Below are 18,108 nucleotides of genomic sequence, written 5' to 3'. Positions count from 1 at the left end.
CCACCGTCCCCGGGCGGGGAGGTGGGTCTCGGGAGGGTGGTGCGGCCGGGTCAGCCCAGCGGGGCGACCGTCACGCCGCGCGCGGCGAGCTCCGCCGCGCCGCCGTCGACGGCCGTGAGCACCCAGATGCCGCCCTCGTGCAGCGCGACCGAGTGCTCCCAGTGCGCGGCCCGCGAGCCGTCGGCGGTGACGACCGTCCAGTCGTCGTCGAGCACCTCGGTGGCGTGGCCGCCGCGGGTGATCATCGGCTCGATCGCCAGGCACATGCCGGGGCGCAGCTTCGGCCCGCGGTCCCGGGCGCGGTAGTTCAGCACGTCCGGCGGCTGGTGCATGGCGGAGCCGATGCCGTGCCCGACGTAGTCCTGCACGATGCCGAACGGCACGCCGCCGTTCGCCACCGGGTCGGCGGCCGCGACCGCGTCCTCGACGGCCTCGCCCACCACGGCCAGCCGGTCGGCGAGCCCGCCGTCCGCGGCCAGTGCCGCGATGCCGTCCCACATGGCGCGCTCCGTCAGGTCCGCCAGCGCCACGTCCGCCGGGTCGGCCTCGGGCAGCACCAGGGTCAGGGCCGAGTCGCCGTGCCAGCCCTCCACGATCGCGCCGCAGTCGATCGACACGACGTCGCCCGGCTGCAGCTCGCGGCCGGACGGGATGCCGTGCACCACCTCGTCGTTCACCGACACGCAGATGGTCGCCGGGTAGTCGTAGTACCCGAGGAACGACGGCAGCGCGCCGGCGTCCGCGATCACCGCCGCGGCGACCGCGTCCAGGTCGGCCGTCGTCGCGCCCGGCACCGCGGCCGCGCGCGCCGCCGCGAGGGCGTCGGCGACCACGAGCCCGGCGCGCCGCATCAGCAGCACCTGGTCGGGCGTCTTGAGCTCGATCTTTTCGCGTCCGAACACGACTCCCCCGCCGGTCAGCCGACCTGCGAGGCGAGGGCCGCCAGCAGGCGGTCGGTGACCTCGTCGACCTCGCCGATGCCGTCCACGCGCACCAGCAGGTCGCGCTCGGCGTACAGCCCCGAGACGGGGGCGGTCTGCTCGGCGTACACGTCCAGGCGGCGGCGGATCACCGGCTCGGTGTCGTCCGCGCGGCCCTCGATCTCGGCGCGCTTGAGCAGCCGCTCGACGACGACGTCCGCGTCCGCGGTGATCTCGAGCGCGGCGTCGAGCGCGCGGCCGTCGGCCCCGAGGATCGCGTCCAGCTCGCCGACCTGCGCGGTGTTCCGCGGGTAGCCGTCGAGCAGGAAGCCCTGGGCGGCGTCCGGCTGCGCGAGCCGGTCGCGCACCATCGCGTTCGTGACCTCGTCGGGGACGAGCTCGCCCCGCGCGGTGTACTCCTGGGCGGTGCGGCCGAGCTCGGTGCCGCCCTTGATGTTGGCGCGGAAGATGTCGCCGGTCGAGATGGCCGGGACGCCGAGCCGCTCGGCGAGGCGCGCGGCCTGGGTGCCCTTGCCGGCCCCGGGAGGGCCGAGCAGGACGAGGCGGGCGGTGGAGCCGGAGTCGGAGCTCATCGGAGGAACCCTTCGTAGTGGCGCTGCTCGAGCTGCGACTGGATCTGCTTCACCGTCTCCAGGCCGACGCCCACGACGATGAGGATCGACGAGCCGCCGAACGGGATGTTCGTGCCGACGCCGAGCGCGATGAACGCGATGGTCGGGATGAGCGCGACCAGCGCGAGGTAGATGGACCCGGGCGCGGTGATGCGGGTGATCACGTAGTCCAGGTACTCGGCCGTCGGGCGGCCGGCGCGGATGCCGGGGATGAACCCGCCGTACCGCTTCATGTTGTCGGCGACCTCGTCCGGGTTGAACGTGATCGCGGTGTAGAAGTAGCAGAAGAAGATGATCAGCAGGACGTACAGCGCGATGTGCAGCGGTGCGCCCGGGTCGGCGAGGTTGGCCGCAACCCACTGCTTCCACCCGGCGGTCTGGTCGCCGAAGCCCGCGAGCAGCGCCGGGACCTGCAGCAGGGACGACGCGAAGATCACCGGGATGACGCCGGCCATGTTGATCTTGATCGGGATGTACGTCGACGACCCGCCGTACGTGCGGCGGCCGACCATGCGCTTGGCGTACTGCACCGGGATCCGGCGCTGGGACTGCTCGACGAAGACGACCAGCGCGATCACCAGGACGATGATCGCCATGATGATCAGGAACGCGCCGATGCCGCCGGAGCCGCCCGCGATCGACCACATGGCGCCCGGGAAGGACGCGGCGATCGAGGTGAAGATGAGCAGCGACATGCCGTTGCCCACGCCGCGCTCGGTGATGAGCTCGCCGAGCCACATGATGAGGCCGGTGCCCGCGGTCATCGTGATGATCATGAGCAGCGTCGTCACGATGCTGTCGTCCGGGATCACGTCCACGGAGCAGCCCGCGAACAGCTGGCCGTTGCGGGCCGTGATGATGACGGTCGTCGACTGCAGGACCGCGAGGCCGATCGTCAGGTAGCGCGTGTACTGCGTGAGCTTCGCGGTGCCGGACTGGCCCTCCTTGTGCAGGGCCTCGAACCGGGGGATGACCACGCGCAGCAGCTGGATGATGATGCTCGCCGTGATGTACGGCATGATCCCGAGCGAGAACACCGACAGCTGCAGCAGCGCACCGCCGCTGAACAGGTTCACCAGGCCGAGCAGGGAGTTGGACTCGCCCTGTTCGATGCAGATCTGCACGTTCGGGTAGGACACGCCCGGGGTCGGCAGGAACGAGCCGATCCGGAAGACCACCATGATGCCGATGGTGAACAGCAGCTTGCGCCGCAGGTCGGGTGTCCGGAACGCCCGCACGAATGCGCTGAGCACGTGTCCTCCTGCTCCGCCGAAGCGGGATGTCGTCGAGGCGGCCGGCGCGCCGCGCGCCGGTCCGTCGTCGGGTCGGGCGCACCGCGGCGCCCGACACCCTGCCGAACCCTAACGGACTTCCGTCGCTGGGTGGGCATCGCCCCCACGGCCGTGCGCTGGCGGGGCGGTGCAGGTGCGCGGGCCGCGTCGGCCCGGTCCCCCGGGGGGAAAGCCGAACGGGGCCGGCGGGGCCTGGAGCCCTCGCCGACCCCGTTCGTCTGGGTCAGTCCTGCGCGACGCTGCCGCCGGCGGCCAGGATCTTGTCCTTGGCCGAGCCGGAGTACGCGTCGACGGCCACGGACAGCTTGACCGTGAGCTCGCCGGTGCCGAGCACCTTGACCGGGGCGCCCTTGCGGACGGCACCCTTCGCGACCAGGTCGGCGACGGTGACGTCGCCGCCCTGCGGGTACAGCGCCGACAGCTTGTCCAGGTTCACGACCTGGTACTCGACCCGGAACGGGTTCTTGAAGCCGCGGAGCTTGGGCAGCCGCATGTGCAGCGGCATCTGCCCGCCCTCGAAGCGGTCCGGCACCTGGTACCGGGCCTTGGTGCCCTTGGTACCGCGACCGGCGGTCTTGCCCTTGGACGCCTCACCACGACCCACGCGGGTCTTGGCGGTCTTGGCACCCGGGGCGGGACGCAGGTGGTGCACCTTGAGCGTGCCGCCGGCACCCTCGGTCGCCTGCGCCTCGGCCTTGGGGGCCTTGGCGGCGGCGGCCTTGGGGGCCTTCGCCTTCGCCGCCGGCTTCTCCTCGGCAGCCGCCTCGGCCTCGGCCTTCGCCTTGGTCGTGCGGGCCGGGGTCTTCCGGGCCGGCTTGTCGGCGGCAGCCGACTCGGTCGCCGTCGCCTTCTTGGCGCGCGTGGCCTTGGGAGCCGCGGCAGCGGCCTGGTCGACCTTCTCGGTCTCCTTCTCCGCCATCGTCACTCCACCTCCTCGACCGCGACGAGGTGCGTCACCGTCTTGACCATGCCGCGGATCTCAGGACGGTCCTCCTTGACGACGACGTCGCCGATCCGCTTCAGGCCCAGGGTGCGCAGCGTGTCGCGCTGGTTCTGCTTGCCGCCGATGGCGGACTTGGTCTGGGTCACCTTGAGGCGGGCCATCAGGCACCCACCTTCTCGGCCTTGGCCGCACGACCCGCCGCCTGCGCCTTCAGCAGCGGCGCCGGGGCGACGTGCTCGAGCGGCAGGCCACGGCGCGCCGCCACGGCGGCCGGCTCCTCGAGACCCTTCAGCGCCGCGACCGTGGCGTGCACGATGTTGATGGCGTTGGAGGAGCCGAGGGACTTCGACAGGATGTCGTGGACGCCGGCGCACTCGAGCACCGCACGCACCGGACCGCCGGCGATCACGCCGGTACCCGGGGAGGCGGGACGCAGGAAGACGACGCCGGCAGCGGCCTCACCCTGGATGGGGTGGGTGATGGTGCCCTGGATGCGGGGGACGCGGAAGAAGTTCTTCTTCGCCTCCTCGACACCCTTGGCGATCGCCGCGGGCACCTCCTTGGCCTTGCCGTAGCCGACACCGACCGTGCCGTCGCCGTCGCCGACGACGACCAGGGCGGTGAAGCTGAACCGGCGACCACCCTTGACGACCTTGGCCACGCGGTTGATGGACACGACGCGCTCGAGGAACGCGCTCTTCTCGGCGGCGTCGCCCCGGCGGCCGTCGCGACGACCGCCGTCCCGGCGGTCACCGCCACCCTGGCCCTGGGGAGCGCCCGTGTTGCTGCGCTGAGGAGCAGCCATCAGTGGATCCTCTTCTTCGATGCGGGAATGGTCGTCGTCACAGCGCCAGACCGCCCTCGCGGGCGGCGTCGGCCACTGCGGCCACACGCCCGTGGTACTTGTTGCCGCCGCGGTCGAAGACCACCGCGTCGATGCCGGCCGCCTTGGCGCGCTCGGCGATCAGCTCGCCGACGCGACGGGCCTTGGCCGTCTTGTCGCCCTCGGCGCCCCGCAGGTCCGCCTCGAGGGTCGAGGCGGAGACCAGGGTGCGGCCCACGGCGTCGTCGACGACCTGCGCGACGAGGTTGCGGTTCGACCGGGTGACGACCAGGCGCGGGCGCGCGGCGGTGCCGGCGACCTTCTTGCGCAGCCGGAGGTGGCGGCGCTTGCGGGCCTTGAACTTGCCCTTACCGATGATGGTGATCGCCATGGCTCACTTACCAGCCTTTCCGACCTTGCGGCGGACGTTCTCGCCCGCGTAGCGCACGCCCTTGCCCTTGTACGGCTCGGGCTTGCGGATCTTGCGGATGTTCGCGGCGACCTCGCCCACCTGCTGCTTGTCGATGCCCGCGACCGAGAACTTGGTCGGGGACTCGACGGCGAAGGTGATGCCGGCGGGCGGCGTCACGGACACCGGGTGGCTGAAGCCGAGCGCGAACTCGAGCGCGTCGCCCTTCGCGGTCACGCGGTAACCGGTGCCGACGATCTCCAGCTTCTTCTCGTAGCCGGCGGTGACGCCGGTGACGAGGTTGGCCAGCAGGGTGCGCGTGAGGCCGTGCAGCGACCGCGAGAGGCGCTCGTCGTTGGGACGGGTGACCACGAGGGCCCCGTCCTCGTCGCGCGCGACCTCGATGGGGGACGCGACCGTGTGCGTGAGGGTGCCCTTCGGGCCCTTCACCGTCACGACGGCGCCGTTGATGGTGACGTCCACGCCGGCCGGGACCGTGACGGGGATTCTGCCGATACGAGACATTGGCTAGCTCCTTTCCGTCTCGGACTTACCAGACGTAGGCGAGGACTTCCCCACCCACGCCCTTCTTGGCGGCCTGCTTGTCCGTCAGGAGACCGGAGGACGTGGACAGGATCGCCACGCCCAGGCCACCGAGGACCTTCGGCAGGTTGGTGGACTTCGCGTACACCCGGAGGCCGGGCTTCGACACGCGCTTGATGCCGGCGAGCGCACGCTCGCGGCTGGGGCCGTACTTCAGCTCGACCACGAGGTTCTTGCCCACGCGGGCGTCCTCGGTCGTCCAGCCGGCGATGTAGCCCTCGGCCTGCAGGATCTCCGCGATGTGCGACTTCAGCTTCGAGTACGGGATGGTCACCGTGTCGTGGTGAGCCGAGTTCGCGTTGCGCAGACGAGTCAGGAAGTCTGCGATCGGGTCGGTCATCGTCATGGGGGCTTCCGCCCTTCCTCGCCGTGGTTTCCGCGGCGCCCGCCCTGCGAGGGGCGGGTCGCCGCGGACCTACGACGTCGTTGTTACCAGCTGCTCTTGGTCACGCCGGGGAGCTGGCCCGCGTGGGCCATCTCGCGCACGCAGATCCGGCACAGGCCGAACTTGCGGTACACGGAGTGCGGACGGCCGCACCGCTGGCACCGGGTGTAGGCCCGCACGGCGAACTTCTGCTTGCCCGCGGCCTTGTTGATCAGGGCGGTCTTCGCCATGTCAGTCCTCCTCCTTGAACGGGAAGCCCAGGTGCTTCAGGAGCGCCCGGCCCTCCGCGTCGGTCGTCGCGGTGGTGACCACCGTGATGTCCATGCCGCGGACCCGGTCGATCCTGTCCTGGTCGATCTCGTGGAACATCGACTGCTCGGTCAGACCGAAGGTGTAGTTGCCGTGGCCGTCGAACTGCTTGCCCGACAGGCCGCGGAAGTCGCGGATGCGGGGCAGGGCGGTCGACAGCAGGCGGTCCAGGAACTCCCAGGCACGGTCGCCGCGCAGCGTCACGTGGGCGCCGATCGGCATGCCCTCGCGCAGCTTGAACTGCGCGATGGACTTGCGGGCCTTGGTGACCTGGGGCTTCTGGCCCGTGATCTGCTGGAGGTCGCGGATCGCGCCCTCGATCAGCTTCGAGTCCTTCGCCGCGTCACCGACACCCATGTTCACGACGACCTTCACCAGGCGCGCGACCTGGTTCACGTTCTCGTGGGAGAACTCCTCGCGGAGCGCGGTGCGGATGGCGTCGTTGTACCGGACCTTCAGGCGCGGGACCGGGTACGCCCGGGTCGTCTCGTCGGTGGCGGTCATCAGATGTCCTTACCGGAGCGCTTGGCGACGCGGACCCGAACGGTGCGGGTCCGGCCGTCGCGCTCGACCTGCTCGGTGCGGTAGCCGACCCGGGTGCCACGCTTGGTCTCCGGGTCGACCAGCATCACGTTGCTGATGTGGATGGGCGCCTCGACCGTCTCGATGCCACCGGTGCGGGAGCCGCGCTGGCTCTGGCCCACCTTGGTGTGCTTCGTGATGCGGTGCACGCCCTCGACCAGGACGCGGTCGCGGTCCGTGAGGACCTCGAGGACGCGCCCCTGCTTGCCCCGGTCCTTGCGGGAACCGGAGATGACGACCACCAGGTCGCCCTTCTTGATCTTCGCCATGTCAGAGCACCTCCGGCGCCAGCGAGATGATCTTCATGAACTTCTTGTCGCGCAGCTCGCGGCCCACCGGGCCGAAGATGCGCGTGCCACGGGGCTCGCCGTCGTTCTTGAGGATCACCGCGGCGTTCTCGTCGAACTTGATGTACGAGCCGTCGACGCGACGGCGCTCCTTGCGGGTGCGCACGACGACCGCCTTGACGACGTCGCCCTTCTTGACGTTGCCGCCGGGGATCGCGTCCTTGACGGTGGCGACGATGACGTCACCGATACCGGCGTAGCGACGGCCGGAGCCACCGAGAACGCGGATGCAGAGGATCTCCTTGGCACCCGTGTTGTCGGCGACACGCAGTCGCGACTCCTGCTGAATCATCTACAACTCCTGTCGTCTGCCGGTTCTCGCACACGGCGAGCCTGGCCGAACGGGTAGTGGACGAGAAGGCTGCGCCTTACTTCGCCTTCTCGAGGATCTCCACCAGACGCCACCGCTTGGTGGCGGAGAGCGGGCGGGTCTCCATGATGAGGACCAGGTCGCCGATGCCGGCCGCCGAGGCCTCGTCGTGCGCCTTGACCTTGCTGGTCCGCCGGATGACCTTGCCGTAGAGCGGGTGCTTGACCCGGTCCTCGACCTCGACCACGACGGTCTTGTCCATCTTGTCGCTGACCACGTAGCCGCGCCGCGTCTTGCGGTAGGGACGCGCGGTCCCCGTAGCGGTGGTGGTCTCGTTGGTGTTCTCGCTCATCGAGTCCTCACTCGCTCGCGCTGGGCGCGGTCCGGATGCCGAGCTCGCGCTCGCGCAGGATCGTGTAGATCCGCGCGATGTCGCGACGCACGGCCTTGAGGCGGCCGTGGCTCTCGAGCTGACCGGTGGCCGACTGGAAGCGCAGGTTGAACAGCTCCTCCTTGGCCTTCTTCAGCTCGGCCACGAGGCGCTCGTCGTCGAAGGCGTCCAGCTCGGTGGGAGCCAGGTCCTTGGTGCCGATAGCCATCAGTTACCACCCTCGCGAACCACGAAACGGGTCTTCATCGGGAGCTTGTGCTGCGCGCGGCGCATGGCCTCGCGCGCCAGGGGCTCCGGGACGCCGGCGAGCTCGAACATCACTCGGCCGGGCTTGACGTTGGCGATCCACCACTCCGGCGAACCCTTGCCGGAACCCATGCGGGTCTCGGCGGGCTTCTTCGTGAGCGGACGGTCCGGGTAGATGTTGATCCAGACCTTGCCGCCACGCTTGATGTGGCGGGTCATCGCGATACGAGCAGCCTCGATCTGGCGGTTCGTCACGTAGGCGGGCTCGAGAGCCTGGATGCCGTACTCGCCGAACGCGATCGAGGTGCCACCCGTCGCGGCGCCGGAGCGCCCGGGGTGGTGCTGCTTGCGGTGCTTCAGCCTGCGCGGGATCAGCACGGCTCAGGCCTCCGTTCCGGTCTCAGGAGCCGACGTCTCCGCAGCGGCCGCGGCCGGGGCGGCGGACTCGGCCGCGGGGGCCTCGGTCCGCTCGTTCCGGCGGCCACCGCCACGCGGGCCGCGGTCGCCGCGGTCACCGCGGGGGCCACGGGACTGCCGCGGGGCCTGGGTGGCCTGCTCGCGGGCGAAGTCGCGCTCGGTCATGTCGCCCTTGTAGACCCAGACCTTCACGCCGATGCGGCCGAAGGTCGTGCGGGCCTCGAAGAAGCCGTAGTCGATGTTCGCGCGGAGCGTGTGCAGCGGCACGCGACCCTCGCGGTAGAACTCCGTGCGGCTCATCTCCGCGCCGCCGAGGCGGCCGGAGACCTGCACCCGGATGCCCTTGGCGCCGGCGCGCTGCGCGGACTGCATGCCCTTGCGCATCGCACGACGGAAGGACACGCGCGAGGCGAGCTGCTCCGCGATGCCCTGGGCGACCAGCTGCGCCTCGATCTCGGCGTTCTTGACCTCGAGGATGTTGAGCTGCACCTGCTTGCCCGTGAGCTTCTCGAGCTCACCGCGGATGCGGTCCGCCTCGGCGCCGCGGCGGCCGATGACGATGCCCGGGCGCGCGGTGTGGATGTCGACGCGGACGCGGTCACGCGTGCGCTCGATCTCCACCTTCGCGATGCCCGCGCGCTCCAGACCCGTGCTCATGAGCTTGCGGATCTGCACGTCCTCGCGGACGTAGTCGCGGTAGCGCTGACCCGGCTTGGTCGAGTCGGCGAACCACCGCGAGCGGTGATCGGTCGTGATGCCCAGGCGGTACCCGAGCGGGTTGACCTTCTGTCCCACTGTCAGGCCCTTCCCTTCGTCTCACGCTCGGCGACGACCACGGTGATGTGGCTCGTGCGCTTGAGGATCTGGCTCGCGCGGCCCTGCGCCCGGGGGCGGAACCGCTTCAGCGTCGGACCCTCGTCCACGAACGCCTCGGCCACGTAGAGGTTGCCCTCGTCGAAGCGCTCACCGGCACGCTTGGCGCCCTCGCGGGCGTTCGCGATCGCCGACTCGACGACCTTGAGGACCGTCTCGCCAGCGGCCTGCGGCGCGAACTTCAGCGTCGACACGGCCTCGCCGGCCTGCTTGCCACGGATGAGGTCCACGACGCGCCGGGCCTTCTGGGGCGTGACGCGGACGAACCGCGCCTTCGCCTTGGCTTCCATTGCTGTCCTGCCTTCTTGTCTCTGCCGTCAGGGCAGTCGCTCAGCCGACCCGGGGGTCAGCGGCGACGGCCCTTCCGGTCGTCCTTCTCGTGGCCGCGGAACGTCCGCGTCGGGGCGAACTCGCCGAGCTTGTGCCCGACCATCGACTCCGTGACGAACACCGGCGTGTGCTTGCGGCCGTCGTGCACCGCGAACGTGTGGCCCAGGAAGTCCGGGGTGATCATCGAACGACGCGACCACGTCTTGATGACGTTCTTGGTGCCGGCGGCGTTCTGCGCGTCGACCTTCTTCTGCAGGTGCCCGTCGACGAAGGGCCCCTTCTTCAGGCTGCGAGGCATATCTCCCGGCTCCTATCAGCGCTTCTTGCCGGTGCGGCGGCGACGGACGATGAGCTTGTCGCTCGGCTTGTTCGGACGACGCGTGCGGCCCTCCGGCTGGCCCCAGGGGCTCACCGGGTGACGACCACCGGACGTCTTGCCCTCACCACCACCGTGCGGGTGGTCGATCGGGTTCATCGCGACACCGCGGACCGAGGGGCGCTTGCCCTTCCAGCGCATGCGGCCGGCCTTGCCCCAGTTGATGTTCGACTGCTCGGCGTTGCCCACCTCGCCGACCGTGGCGCGGCAGCGCAGGTCGACGTTGCGGATCTCACCGGAGGGCATGCGCAGCTGCGCGTACGGGCCGTCCTTGGCGACGAGCTGCACCGACGCACCGGCCGAGCGGGCGATCTTCGCGCCGCCACCGGGCTTGAGCTCGATGGCGTGGATGACCGTACCGGTCGGGATGTTGCGCAGCGGCAGGTTGTTGCCGGGCTTGATGTCGGCGCCGGCGCCGTTCTCGACGACGTCGCCCTGCTTCAGCTTGTTCGGCGCGATGATGTAGCGCTTCTCGCCGTCCGCGTAGTGCAGGAGCGCGATGCGTGCCGTGCGGTTCGGGTCGTACTCGATGTGCGCGACCTTGGCCGGCACGCCGTCCTTGTCGTGACGACGGAAGTCGATCACGCGGTAGGCGCGCTTGTGGCCACCACCCTGGTGCCGCATGGTGACGCGGCCGGTCGAGTTGCGACCACCGGTCTTGTGCAGCGGGCGGACCAGAGACTTCTCCGGCGTGGAGCGCGTGATCTCGACGAAGTCGGCGACGCTCGCGCCGCGGCGCCCCGGCGTCGTCGGCTTGTACTTACGGATTCCCATGGGGATCTGTCCTCAATCTGCTCTCGGGCCCGGTCAGCCGACCGGTCCGCCGAAGATGTCGATCGTGCCCTCGCGGAGGGTGACGATCGCGCGCTTCGTGTCCTTGCGCTTGCCGGTGCCGGAACGGGTCCGCCGCGTCTTGCCCTTGCGGTTGATCGTGTTCACGGAGTCGACCTTGACCGAGAAGACCTGCTCGACGGCGATCTTGATCTCGGTCTTGTTCGCGCGCGGGTCGACGATGAAGGTGTACTTGCCCTCGTCGAGCAGCCCGTAGCTCTTCTCGGAGACGACCGGCGCGATCAGGATGTCGCGGGGGTCCTTGGCGACGGTGGTCACTTGGCGTCCTCCTCGGCCTCGGACGACGTCGCGACGGCGGTCGCGCCGCGGCCCTTGACGGGACCGGCGAGGAACGTGTCGAGCGCGCCCTGGGTGAACACGACGTCGTCGGAGACGAGCACGTCGTAGGTGTTGAGCTGGTCGGCGACGAGCAGGTGGACCCGCTCGACGTTGCGCAGCGACTTCCAGGCCAGCTCGTCCGCGCGCTCCACGACCACGAGGACGTGCTTGCGGCCGGACAGCGTGTCCAGGACCTGCAGCGCGGCCTTGGTCGACGGCGCCTCGTCGACACCGAAGCCGGTGACGACGTGGACGCGGCCGGCGCGGGCGCGGTCCGAGAGAGCACCGCGGAGCGCCGCGGCCTTCATCTTCTTCGGGGTCCGCTGGGAGTAGTCGCGCGGGGTCGGGCCGTGGACGGTGCCACCGCCGGCGAACTGCGGCGCACGGGTCGAACCCTGGCGGGCGCGGCCGGTGCCCTTCTGCTTGTACGGCTTCTTGCCACCACCGCGGACCTCGCCGCGGGTCTTGGTGTCGTGGGTGCCCTGGCGCGCGGCGGCGAGCTGGGCGACGACCACCTGGTGGATCAGCGGGACGTTCGTCTGCGCGTCGAACACCTCACCGGGCAGGTCGGCCGTGCCGGCCTTCTTGCCCTGGGCGTCGAGCACGTCGACGGTCAGCGTCTCGGACATGAGGCTCATGCCCCCTTCACGGCGGTACGCACGACGACGACGCCACGCTTCGGGCCCGGAACCGCGCCCTTGAGCAGCAGCAGACCCTTCTCGGCGTCGACCGCGTGGACGGTCAGGTTCTGGGTGGTCTGACGGGCGGCGCCCATGCGACCGGCCATCCGCAGGCCCTTGAACACGCGCGACGGCGTCGAGGCGCCACCGATCGAGCCCGGCTTGCGGTGGTTGCGGTGCGCACCGTGGGAGGCGCTGACACCGGCGAACCCGTGGCGCTTCATGACACCGGCGGTGCCCTTGCCCTTGGTGGTGCCGATGACGTCGACCAGCGCGCCGGCCTCGAAGGCCTCCGCGGTGATCTCCTGGCCGAGGGTGAACTCGGCGGCGTTCGGCGTCCGGATCTCGGCCACGTGCCGACGGGGGGTGACCCCCGCCTTCTCGAAGTGGCCCTTCAGCGGCTTCGTGACCTTGCGCGGGTCCACCTGGCCGTAGGCCAGCTGCACCGCGGCGTAGCCGTCGGCCTCAGCGGAGCGCACCTGGGTCACGACGTTGGTGCCGACCGAGACGACGGTGACGGGGACGAGACGCCCGTTGGCGTCCCACACCTGCGTCATGCCGAGCTTCGTGCCGAGCACCGCCGTGACGGGGCGCGCGTTCTGCTGGGTAACCATGAAAGATCAGTTCCTTCCCAGCGTCAGAGCTTGATCTCGATGTTCACGTCGGCCGGCAGGTCGAGACGCATGAGCGAGTCGACCGCCTTCGGCGTGGGATCGATGATGTCGATGAGCCGCTTGTGCGTCCGCATCTCGAAGTGCTCGCGGCTGTCCTTGTACTTGTGGGGCGACCGGATGACGACGAAGACGTTCTTCTCCGTCGGGAGCGGCACCGGACCCACGACCGTCGCACCAGCGCGGCTCACCGTGTCGACGATCTTGCGCGCCGAGCTGTCGATGACCTCGTGGTCGTAGGACTTGAGCCGGATGCGGATCTTCTGTCCCGCCATGGCGTCGTCTGCTTCTCTCTCTCGAACTGCTTGGTGTCCGACCCCCGCACTCGGGCGTGTCGCGTTTCGCGACGTTCCTCCGCGCTGGTCCCGGCCGGGTGCGCGGGGCGCGCGCCGGCTGGGACGAGGTCGTTGTGGTGATCGGGTCCGACGCCGGGTGACCCCGGGCTTGCTGCTGGACCCGCACGCGTCCCGTGCCCGCTCTCGGGGTGTCCGGGCGCACGCGCGCAGACACCCCCGTCGTCGGGCAACTTGTCTAGTGTGCCAGCCGGGACCCGAAAGGTCCAACCGGGCGTCCGTCACACCCGCGCGATCACGCGGCGCGGCCCGCCGCGGGGCGCCGGACGCGCGTGGCACCGCCTACGCTTTCCGGCCCACCCGACGACGATCGGCGCAGGCCGCACCGGAAAGCGTAGGTCGGATCCCCGCGGCCACGAGCCGCCGCGCCAGCACGCCGGGCGCCCGGACGTCCGACCAGGTCCACCGCACGACGCGCACGCCCAGGTCTCGCAGCCGGTCCTCGCGCTGCTTCTCCGCCCACACGCGGTCCTCGACCGCGCGTCCGTCCGGCACACCGTCGACGCGGTACTTCTTGCGCCCGTCGAACTCGCCCACCACACGCGCCGCCTCCCACCAGAAGTCGACGCGCGCCACGACGTCCCCGCGGTGCGCGAGCCGGACCTGGAGCGCGGGCGGTTCCAGTCCGTCGAGGTGGATCCGGACGCGACTCACCGACTCCCCCACCGACTCGGAGGCACCGTCGCCGAGCGAGACGGCCAGGGCGGCGCGACGGGCGCCCGGCCCGCCGGCGTGGTCCGCCAGGGCCGCCCACAGGTCCTCGCGCGTGGCGAGGCCCGCCCGCAGCGCGTGGTCGACGACGGGGACCGCACGCACCAGGTCGCGCGCCCGGGCCAGGGAGACCAGGGTCTCCGCGGCCGCAGTGACACGCAGGCCCGACCGCGAGGTGATCGGCACCCCTGCCCGCGCCGCGTGCCGCACCAGACCCGCCCGGGTTCCGGTGCCGCGGTGCGCCCCCGTCGAGGTCACCGGACCGAGCACGTGCACCGCGTCCGCCGTGCCGACGGGCGGGAGCCCCCACAGCACCGCGGCCGACTCGTGCGAGAACACCGGGTGGTCGAGCTGCCGGGCCACGGCCTGCACGACCAGCAGGTGCCGCGCCTCGGGACCGGCACCGCCCCACTGGTCCGCCCGGACGTACACCCCGGTGCGCGGCCGCACGAGCAGCCCCGCGCGCACCGCACGGCGCAGGGCGCCGTCGTCGACGCCGGCGCGGGCGGCGTCCCGGGCGAGGAACGCACCCGGGGGCAGGAGGTCGAGCTGATCGTCCATGACCCCACCCCAGGCGACGGCGGGAGCGGACGCGCCGCAGCCGGCCCCACCCCGGGGGACGCGACACCGGCGTCGCGCTGTGGAGGACTCGGCGACCGCGCAGCGCCGCATGCGTCCGGCCTTCGGGTTGCGCTCCGGCCTCCCACCTACGGTTTCCGGCCCGGCCTCCCCCGGCCGGGGTGGGCCGGGCCGGAAACCGTAGGCCCGGCCGGCGGGCACACGAGCGCGGCACGCCCCGCGCACGCAGGAGGGCCCGGGTGCCGAAGCACCCGGGCCCTCCCGGTGGATCAGATCCCCCCGCAGGGGGTCAGATCACTTGATGATCTTGGTGACGCGGCCCGAGCCGACGGTGCGGCCACCCTCGCGGATGGCGAAGCCGAGGCCCTCCTCCATCGCGATGGGCTGGATCAGCGTCACGGAGATCTCCGTGTTGTCGCCGGGCATGACCATCTCGGTGCCCTCGGGCAGCGTGATGACGCCGGTGACGTCCGTGGTCCGGAAGTAGAACTGCGGACGGTAGTTCGAGTAGAACGGGTTGTGACGCCCGCCCTCGTCCTTGGCCAGGATGTAGACCTGGCCCTCGAACTCGGTGTGCGGGGTGATCGAGCCCGGCTTCACGACGACCTGGCCGCGCTCGACGTCCTCGCGCTTGGTGCCGCGGAGCAGCAGACCGCAGTTCTCGCCGGCCCAGGCCTCGTCCATCTGCTTGTGGAACATCTCGATGCCGGTGACCGTGGTCTTCTGCGCCGGGCGGATGCCGACGATCTCGACCTCGGAGTTGATCTGCAGCTTGCCGCGGTCGACCTTGCCGGTGACGACGGTGCCACGACCGGTGATCGTGAAGACGTCCTCGATCGGCATGAGGAACGGCTTGTCCATGTCACGCACCGGCTCCGGCACGGACTCGTCCACGGCGTCCAGCAGGTCCTCGACGGACTTGACCCACTGCGGGTCGCCCTCGAGGGCCTTCAGGCCGGAGACGCGGATGACGGGCGCGTTGTCGCCGTCGAAGCCCTGCGACGACAGCAGCTCGCGGACCTCCATCTCGACGAGCTCGAGGATCTCCTCGTCGTCGACCATGTCGGACTTGTTGAGCGCCACGAGCAGGTACGGCACGCCGACCTGGCGGGCGAGCAGGACGTGCTCGCGCGTCTGGGCCATCGGGCCGTCGGTGGCGGCGACCACGAGGATGGCGCCGTCCATCTGCGCCGCACCCGTGATCATGTTCTTGATGTAGTCGGCGTGACCCGGCGCGTCGACGTGAGCGTAGTGACGCTTCTCCGTCTGGTACTCGACGTGCGCGATGTTGATCGTGATGCCGCGCTGCTTCTCCTCCGGCGCCTTGTCGATCTCGTCGAACGGCGTGAAGGGGTTCAGGTCGGGGTACTTGTCGTGCAGCACCTTCGAGATGGCAGCGGTCAGCGTCGTCTTGCCGTGGTCGACGTGACCGATGGTCCCGATGTTGACGTGCGGCTTGGTCCGCTCGAACTTCGCCTTGCCCACTGGGTCCTCCTCAGGACTCTGGTGTAGAGATTGCCGAACGATGCGGGGGGCCGTGCGGCCCCCCGCGGACGTGCGGTCCTACGGGTCGGTTGGGTGGTCGTTCTTGGTTCGACCTGTGGGACTACTCGCCCCGGGTCTTCTTGATGATCTCGTCGGCAACATTCCGAGGCACCTCGGCGTAGCTGTCGAACTGCATCGAGTACACCGCACGACCCTGGGTCTTGGACCGCAGGTCGCCGACGTACCCGAACATCTCGGAGAGCGGCACCTGGGCGCGGATCACCTTCACGCCCGTCGCGTCCTCCATGGACTGGATCATGCCGCGACGCGAGTTGATGTCGCCGATGACGTCGCCCATGTAGTCCTCGGGCGTGCGCACCTCGACGGCCATGACCGGCTCGAGGAGGACCGGGTCCGCCTTGCGGACGGCCTCCTTGAGGATCATCGAGCCGGCGATCTTGAACGCCATCTCGGACGAGTCGACGTCGTGCGCCGCACCGTCGAGCAGCGTGGCCTTGATGCCGACCAGCGGGAAGCCGGCCAGCACGCCGAGCTGCATGGCGCTCTGGATGCCCTGGTCGACCGACGGGATGTACTCGCGCGGGACGCGACCACCGGTGACGGCGTTCTCGAACGCGTACAGCTCGCCGTCCTCGGTCTCCAGCGGCTCGAAGGTCATCTGGACCTTCGCGAACTGGCCCGAGCCACCCGTCTGCTTCTTGTGCGTGTAGTCGATCTTCTCCACCTTGCGGCGGATCGTCTCGCGGTACGCCACCTGCGGCTTGCCGACGTTGGCCTCGACCTTGAACTCGCGCCGCATGCGGTCGACGAGGATGTCGAGGTGGAGCTCGCCCATGCCGCCGATGACGGTCTGGCCGGTCTCCTCGTCCAGGCGGACGCGGAACGTCGGGTCCTCCTCGGCGAGCTTCTGGATCGCCGTGGAGAGCTTCTCCTGGTCGGCCTTCGTCTTGGGCTCGATGGCCACGTCGATGACCGGCTCGGGGAAGGTCATCGACTCGAGGATGACCTGCGCGTTCATGTCCGACAGGGTGTCACCGGTGGTGACGTCCTTGAGGCCGATGAACGCGTAGATGTGGCCGGCCGTGGCCTCGTCGACGGGGTTCTCCTTGTTGGCGTGCATCTGGAAGATCTTCCCGATGCGCTCCTTCTTGCCCTTGGTCGAGTTCATGACCTGGGCGCCCTGCACGACCTTCCCCGAGTAGACCCGGATGAAGGTGAGCTTGCCGAAGAACGGGTGCGCGGCGATCTTGAACGCCAGGGCCGAGAACGGCTCGGTGGCGTCCGGGTGCCGCTCGATGACGACCTCCGGGTCCTTGACGTCGTGGCCCTGGATGGCCGGGACGTCGAGGGGCGACGGGAGGTAGTCGACGACGGCGTCGAGCATGGGCTGGACGCCCTTGTTCTTGAACGCCGAGCCGCACAGGACCGGGAACGCCTCGCCGGAGATGGTGAGCTTGCGGATGCCGGCCTTGATCTCGGCGACCGTGAGCTCCTCACCGCCCAGGAACTTCTCGAGCAGCTCGTCGTCGGTCTCGGCGACGGCCTCGAGCAGCTCGCTGCGGAACTGCTCCGCCCGCTCCTGGAGGTCGGCCGGGATCTCCTCGATCTCGTACTTCGCGCCCATCTCGGTCTCGCCGCGCCACACGAGCGCGCGCATCTCGACCAGGTCGACGACGCCGATGAAGTCGTTCTCGGAGCCGATCGGCAGCTGGATGACCAGCGGCTTGGCCTTGAGGCGGTTCACGATGGTGTCGACCGTGAAGTAGAAGTCCGCGCCCAGCTTGTCCATCTTGTTGACGAAGCAGATGCGGGGGACCTCGTACTTGTCGGCCTGGCGCCACACGGTCTCCGACTGGGGCTCCACGCCCTCCTTGCCGTCGAACACCGCGACCGCGCCGTCGAGCACGCGCAGCGAGCGCTCCACCTCGACGGTGAAGTCCACGTGACCGGGCGTGTCGATGACGTTGATCTGCGTCTCGTTCGACTTGCCCTTGTTCCAGAAGGCGGTCACAGCAGCGGACGTGATCGTGATGCCACGCTCCTGCTCCTGCTCCATCCAGTCCGTGGTCGACGCGCCGTCGTGGGTCTCGCCGATCTTGTAGTTGACGCCCGTGTAGTACAGGATCCGCTCGGTCGTCGTGGTCTTGCCGGCATCGATGTGCGCCATGATGCCGATGTTCCGGACCTTGTGCAGGTCCGTGAGCACGTCCAGTGCCACAGGTTCAGCCCCTCGGTAGTGGGGTCCGCCCT

The 18,108-nt window shown here is 70.2% G+C and carries 27 protein-coding genes; all 27 read right to left on the bottom strand.

The window, feature by feature from the left end; all coding sequences use genetic code 11:
* Positions 1-50: 50 nt before the first annotated feature.
* Entirely contained in the window at positions 51-902 is an 852-nt protein-coding gene (gene map, locus MHY85_RS04090) for a type I methionyl aminopeptidase (RefSeq protein WP_239193365.1), read from the bottom strand.
* A gap of 14 nt (positions 903-916) precedes the next feature.
* Entirely contained in the window at positions 917-1,513 is a 597-nt protein-coding gene (locus tag MHY85_RS04085; protein ID WP_239193364.1) for an adenylate kinase, read from the bottom strand.
* The gene (gene secY / locus MHY85_RS04080) at positions 1,510-2,805 is read right to left on the bottom strand and encodes a preprotein translocase subunit SecY (RefSeq protein WP_239193363.1); all 1,296 of its coding nucleotides are present in this window, start codon (positions 2,803-2,805) and stop codon (positions 1,510-1,512) included. Before secY ends, MHY85_RS04085 begins: the two co-directional genes overlap by 4 nt.
* Positions 2,806-3,067: 262 nt before the next feature.
* Entirely contained in the window at positions 3,068-3,763 is a 696-nt protein-coding gene (rplO, locus tag MHY85_RS04075) for a 50S ribosomal protein L15 (protein WP_239193362.1), read from the bottom strand.
* Positions 3,764-3,765: 2 nt separating this feature from the next.
* A complete protein-coding gene (rpmD, locus tag MHY85_RS04070; RefSeq protein WP_146838591.1) occupies positions 3,766-3,948 on the bottom strand; it encodes a 50S ribosomal protein L30 in 183 nt (60 codons plus the stop codon).
* Positions 3,948-4,592, bottom strand: coding sequence for a 30S ribosomal protein S5 (rpsE, locus tag MHY85_RS04065; RefSeq protein WP_154728256.1), 645 nt, complete (start codon positions 4,590-4,592; stop codon positions 3,948-3,950). The genes rpmD and rpsE overlap by 1 nt, the downstream gene beginning before the upstream one ends.
* Positions 4,593-4,629: 37 nt before the next feature.
* On the bottom strand, positions 4,630-5,001 hold the full coding sequence (rplR, locus tag MHY85_RS04060) for a 50S ribosomal protein L18 (RefSeq protein ID WP_158374056.1): 372 nt from the start codon (positions 4,999-5,001) through the stop codon (positions 4,630-4,632).
* A 3-nt stretch (positions 5,002-5,004) separates the two neighbouring features.
* Positions 5,005-5,544, bottom strand: coding sequence for a 50S ribosomal protein L6 (gene rplF, locus MHY85_RS04055; RefSeq protein ID WP_158374055.1), 540 nt, complete (start codon positions 5,542-5,544; stop codon positions 5,005-5,007).
* 25 nt (positions 5,545-5,569) lie between these two features.
* Positions 5,570-5,968 (bottom strand): 30S ribosomal protein S8, encoded by a 399-nt coding sequence (gene rpsH / locus MHY85_RS04050; protein WP_158374054.1) that lies wholly within the window; start codon positions 5,966-5,968, stop codon positions 5,570-5,572.
* Between the two features lie 83 nt (positions 5,969-6,051).
* Positions 6,052-6,237: a type Z 30S ribosomal protein S14 gene (locus MHY85_RS04045; protein ID WP_122147680.1), complete on the bottom strand. Its 186-nt coding sequence runs from the start codon at positions 6,235-6,237 to the stop codon at positions 6,052-6,054.
* Between the two features lies 1 nt (position 6,238).
* A complete protein-coding gene (rplE, locus tag MHY85_RS04040; protein ID WP_239193360.1) occupies positions 6,239-6,820 on the bottom strand; it encodes a 50S ribosomal protein L5 in 582 nt (193 codons plus the stop codon).
* Positions 6,820-7,167 carry a 50S ribosomal protein L24 gene (gene rplX, locus MHY85_RS04035; protein ID WP_154728251.1) on the bottom strand — a complete coding sequence of 116 codons (348 nt, stop codon included), beginning with the start codon at positions 7,165-7,167 and terminating at the stop codon, positions 6,820-6,822. Before rplX ends, rplE begins: the two co-directional genes overlap by 1 nt.
* Before the next feature lies 1 nt (position 7,168).
* Positions 7,169-7,537, bottom strand: coding sequence for a 50S ribosomal protein L14 (gene rplN, locus MHY85_RS04030; RefSeq protein ID WP_146838605.1), 369 nt, complete (start codon positions 7,535-7,537; stop codon positions 7,169-7,171).
* Between the two features lie 76 nt (positions 7,538-7,613).
* Positions 7,614-7,907 carry a 30S ribosomal protein S17 gene (gene rpsQ, locus MHY85_RS04025; RefSeq protein ID WP_255731977.1) on the bottom strand — a complete coding sequence of 98 codons (294 nt, stop codon included), beginning with the start codon at positions 7,905-7,907 and terminating at the stop codon, positions 7,614-7,616.
* Between the two features lie 7 nt (positions 7,908-7,914).
* Positions 7,915-8,154 carry a 50S ribosomal protein L29 gene (rpmC, locus tag MHY85_RS04020; RefSeq protein WP_109130752.1) on the bottom strand — a complete coding sequence of 80 codons (240 nt, stop codon included), beginning with the start codon at positions 8,152-8,154 and terminating at the stop codon, positions 7,915-7,917.
* Complete coding sequence (rplP, locus tag MHY85_RS04015; protein ID WP_154728249.1) at positions 8,154-8,570, bottom strand: 50S ribosomal protein L16; 417 nt, start codon at positions 8,568-8,570, stop codon at positions 8,154-8,156. Before rplP ends, rpmC begins: the two co-directional genes overlap by 1 nt.
* A 3-nt stretch (positions 8,571-8,573) precedes the next feature.
* Positions 8,574-9,404, bottom strand: a complete 831-nt coding sequence (rpsC, locus tag MHY85_RS04010; RefSeq protein WP_239193358.1) for a 30S ribosomal protein S3 — start codon at positions 9,402-9,404, stop codon at positions 8,574-8,576.
* 2 nt (positions 9,405-9,406) lie between these two features.
* The gene (rplV, locus tag MHY85_RS04005) at positions 9,407-9,772 is read right to left on the bottom strand and encodes a 50S ribosomal protein L22 (RefSeq protein WP_147794357.1); all 366 of its coding nucleotides are present in this window, start codon (positions 9,770-9,772) and stop codon (positions 9,407-9,409) included.
* A gap of 56 nt (positions 9,773-9,828) precedes the next feature.
* Positions 9,829-10,110: a 30S ribosomal protein S19 gene (rpsS, locus tag MHY85_RS04000; RefSeq protein WP_146838615.1), complete on the bottom strand. Its 282-nt coding sequence runs from the start codon at positions 10,108-10,110 to the stop codon at positions 9,829-9,831.
* 15 nt (positions 10,111-10,125) lie between these two features.
* Positions 10,126-10,962, bottom strand: a complete 837-nt coding sequence (gene rplB, locus MHY85_RS03995) for a 50S ribosomal protein L2 (RefSeq protein ID WP_154728247.1) — start codon at positions 10,960-10,962, stop codon at positions 10,126-10,128.
* Positions 10,963-10,995: 33 nt separating this feature from the next.
* Entirely contained in the window at positions 10,996-11,298 is a 303-nt protein-coding gene (rplW, locus tag MHY85_RS03990) for a 50S ribosomal protein L23 (protein ID WP_154728246.1), read from the bottom strand.
* A complete protein-coding gene (gene rplD / locus MHY85_RS03985; RefSeq protein ID WP_218706665.1) occupies positions 11,295-11,987 on the bottom strand; it encodes a 50S ribosomal protein L4 in 693 nt (230 codons plus the stop codon). The genes rplW and rplD overlap by 4 nt, the downstream gene beginning before the upstream one ends.
* 5 nt (positions 11,988-11,992) lie before the next feature.
* Entirely contained in the window at positions 11,993-12,652 is a 660-nt protein-coding gene (gene rplC, locus MHY85_RS03980; RefSeq protein WP_158374050.1) for a 50S ribosomal protein L3, read from the bottom strand.
* A 23-nt stretch (positions 12,653-12,675) separates the two neighbouring features.
* The gene (rpsJ, locus tag MHY85_RS03975; protein WP_122147693.1) at positions 12,676-12,984 is read right to left on the bottom strand and encodes a 30S ribosomal protein S10; all 309 of its coding nucleotides are present in this window, start codon (positions 12,982-12,984) and stop codon (positions 12,676-12,678) included.
* 360 nt (positions 12,985-13,344) lie between these two features.
* A complete protein-coding gene (locus MHY85_RS03970; RefSeq protein ID WP_239193356.1) occupies positions 13,345-14,334 on the bottom strand; it encodes a type IV toxin-antitoxin system AbiEi family antitoxin domain-containing protein in 990 nt (329 codons plus the stop codon).
* 312 nt (positions 14,335-14,646) lie between these two features.
* Positions 14,647-15,837 carry an elongation factor Tu gene (tuf, locus tag MHY85_RS03965; protein ID WP_239193354.1) on the bottom strand — a complete coding sequence of 397 codons (1,191 nt, stop codon included), beginning with the start codon at positions 15,835-15,837 and terminating at the stop codon, positions 14,647-14,649.
* 121 nt (positions 15,838-15,958) lie between these two features.
* Positions 15,959-18,076 carry an elongation factor G gene (gene fusA, locus MHY85_RS03960; RefSeq protein WP_308191310.1) on the bottom strand — a complete coding sequence of 706 codons (2,118 nt, stop codon included), beginning with the start codon at positions 18,074-18,076 and terminating at the stop codon, positions 15,959-15,961.
* Positions 18,077-18,108 lie beyond the last annotated feature (32 nt).

Source organism: Cellulomonas sp. ACRRI, assembly GCF_022346185.1.
Classification (GTDB): Bacteria; Actinomycetota; Actinomycetes; order Actinomycetales; family Cellulomonadaceae; genus Cellulomonas.
Note: the sequence above shows the minus strand (reverse complement) of the source record. Positions and strands in the feature narration are given on the sequence as shown.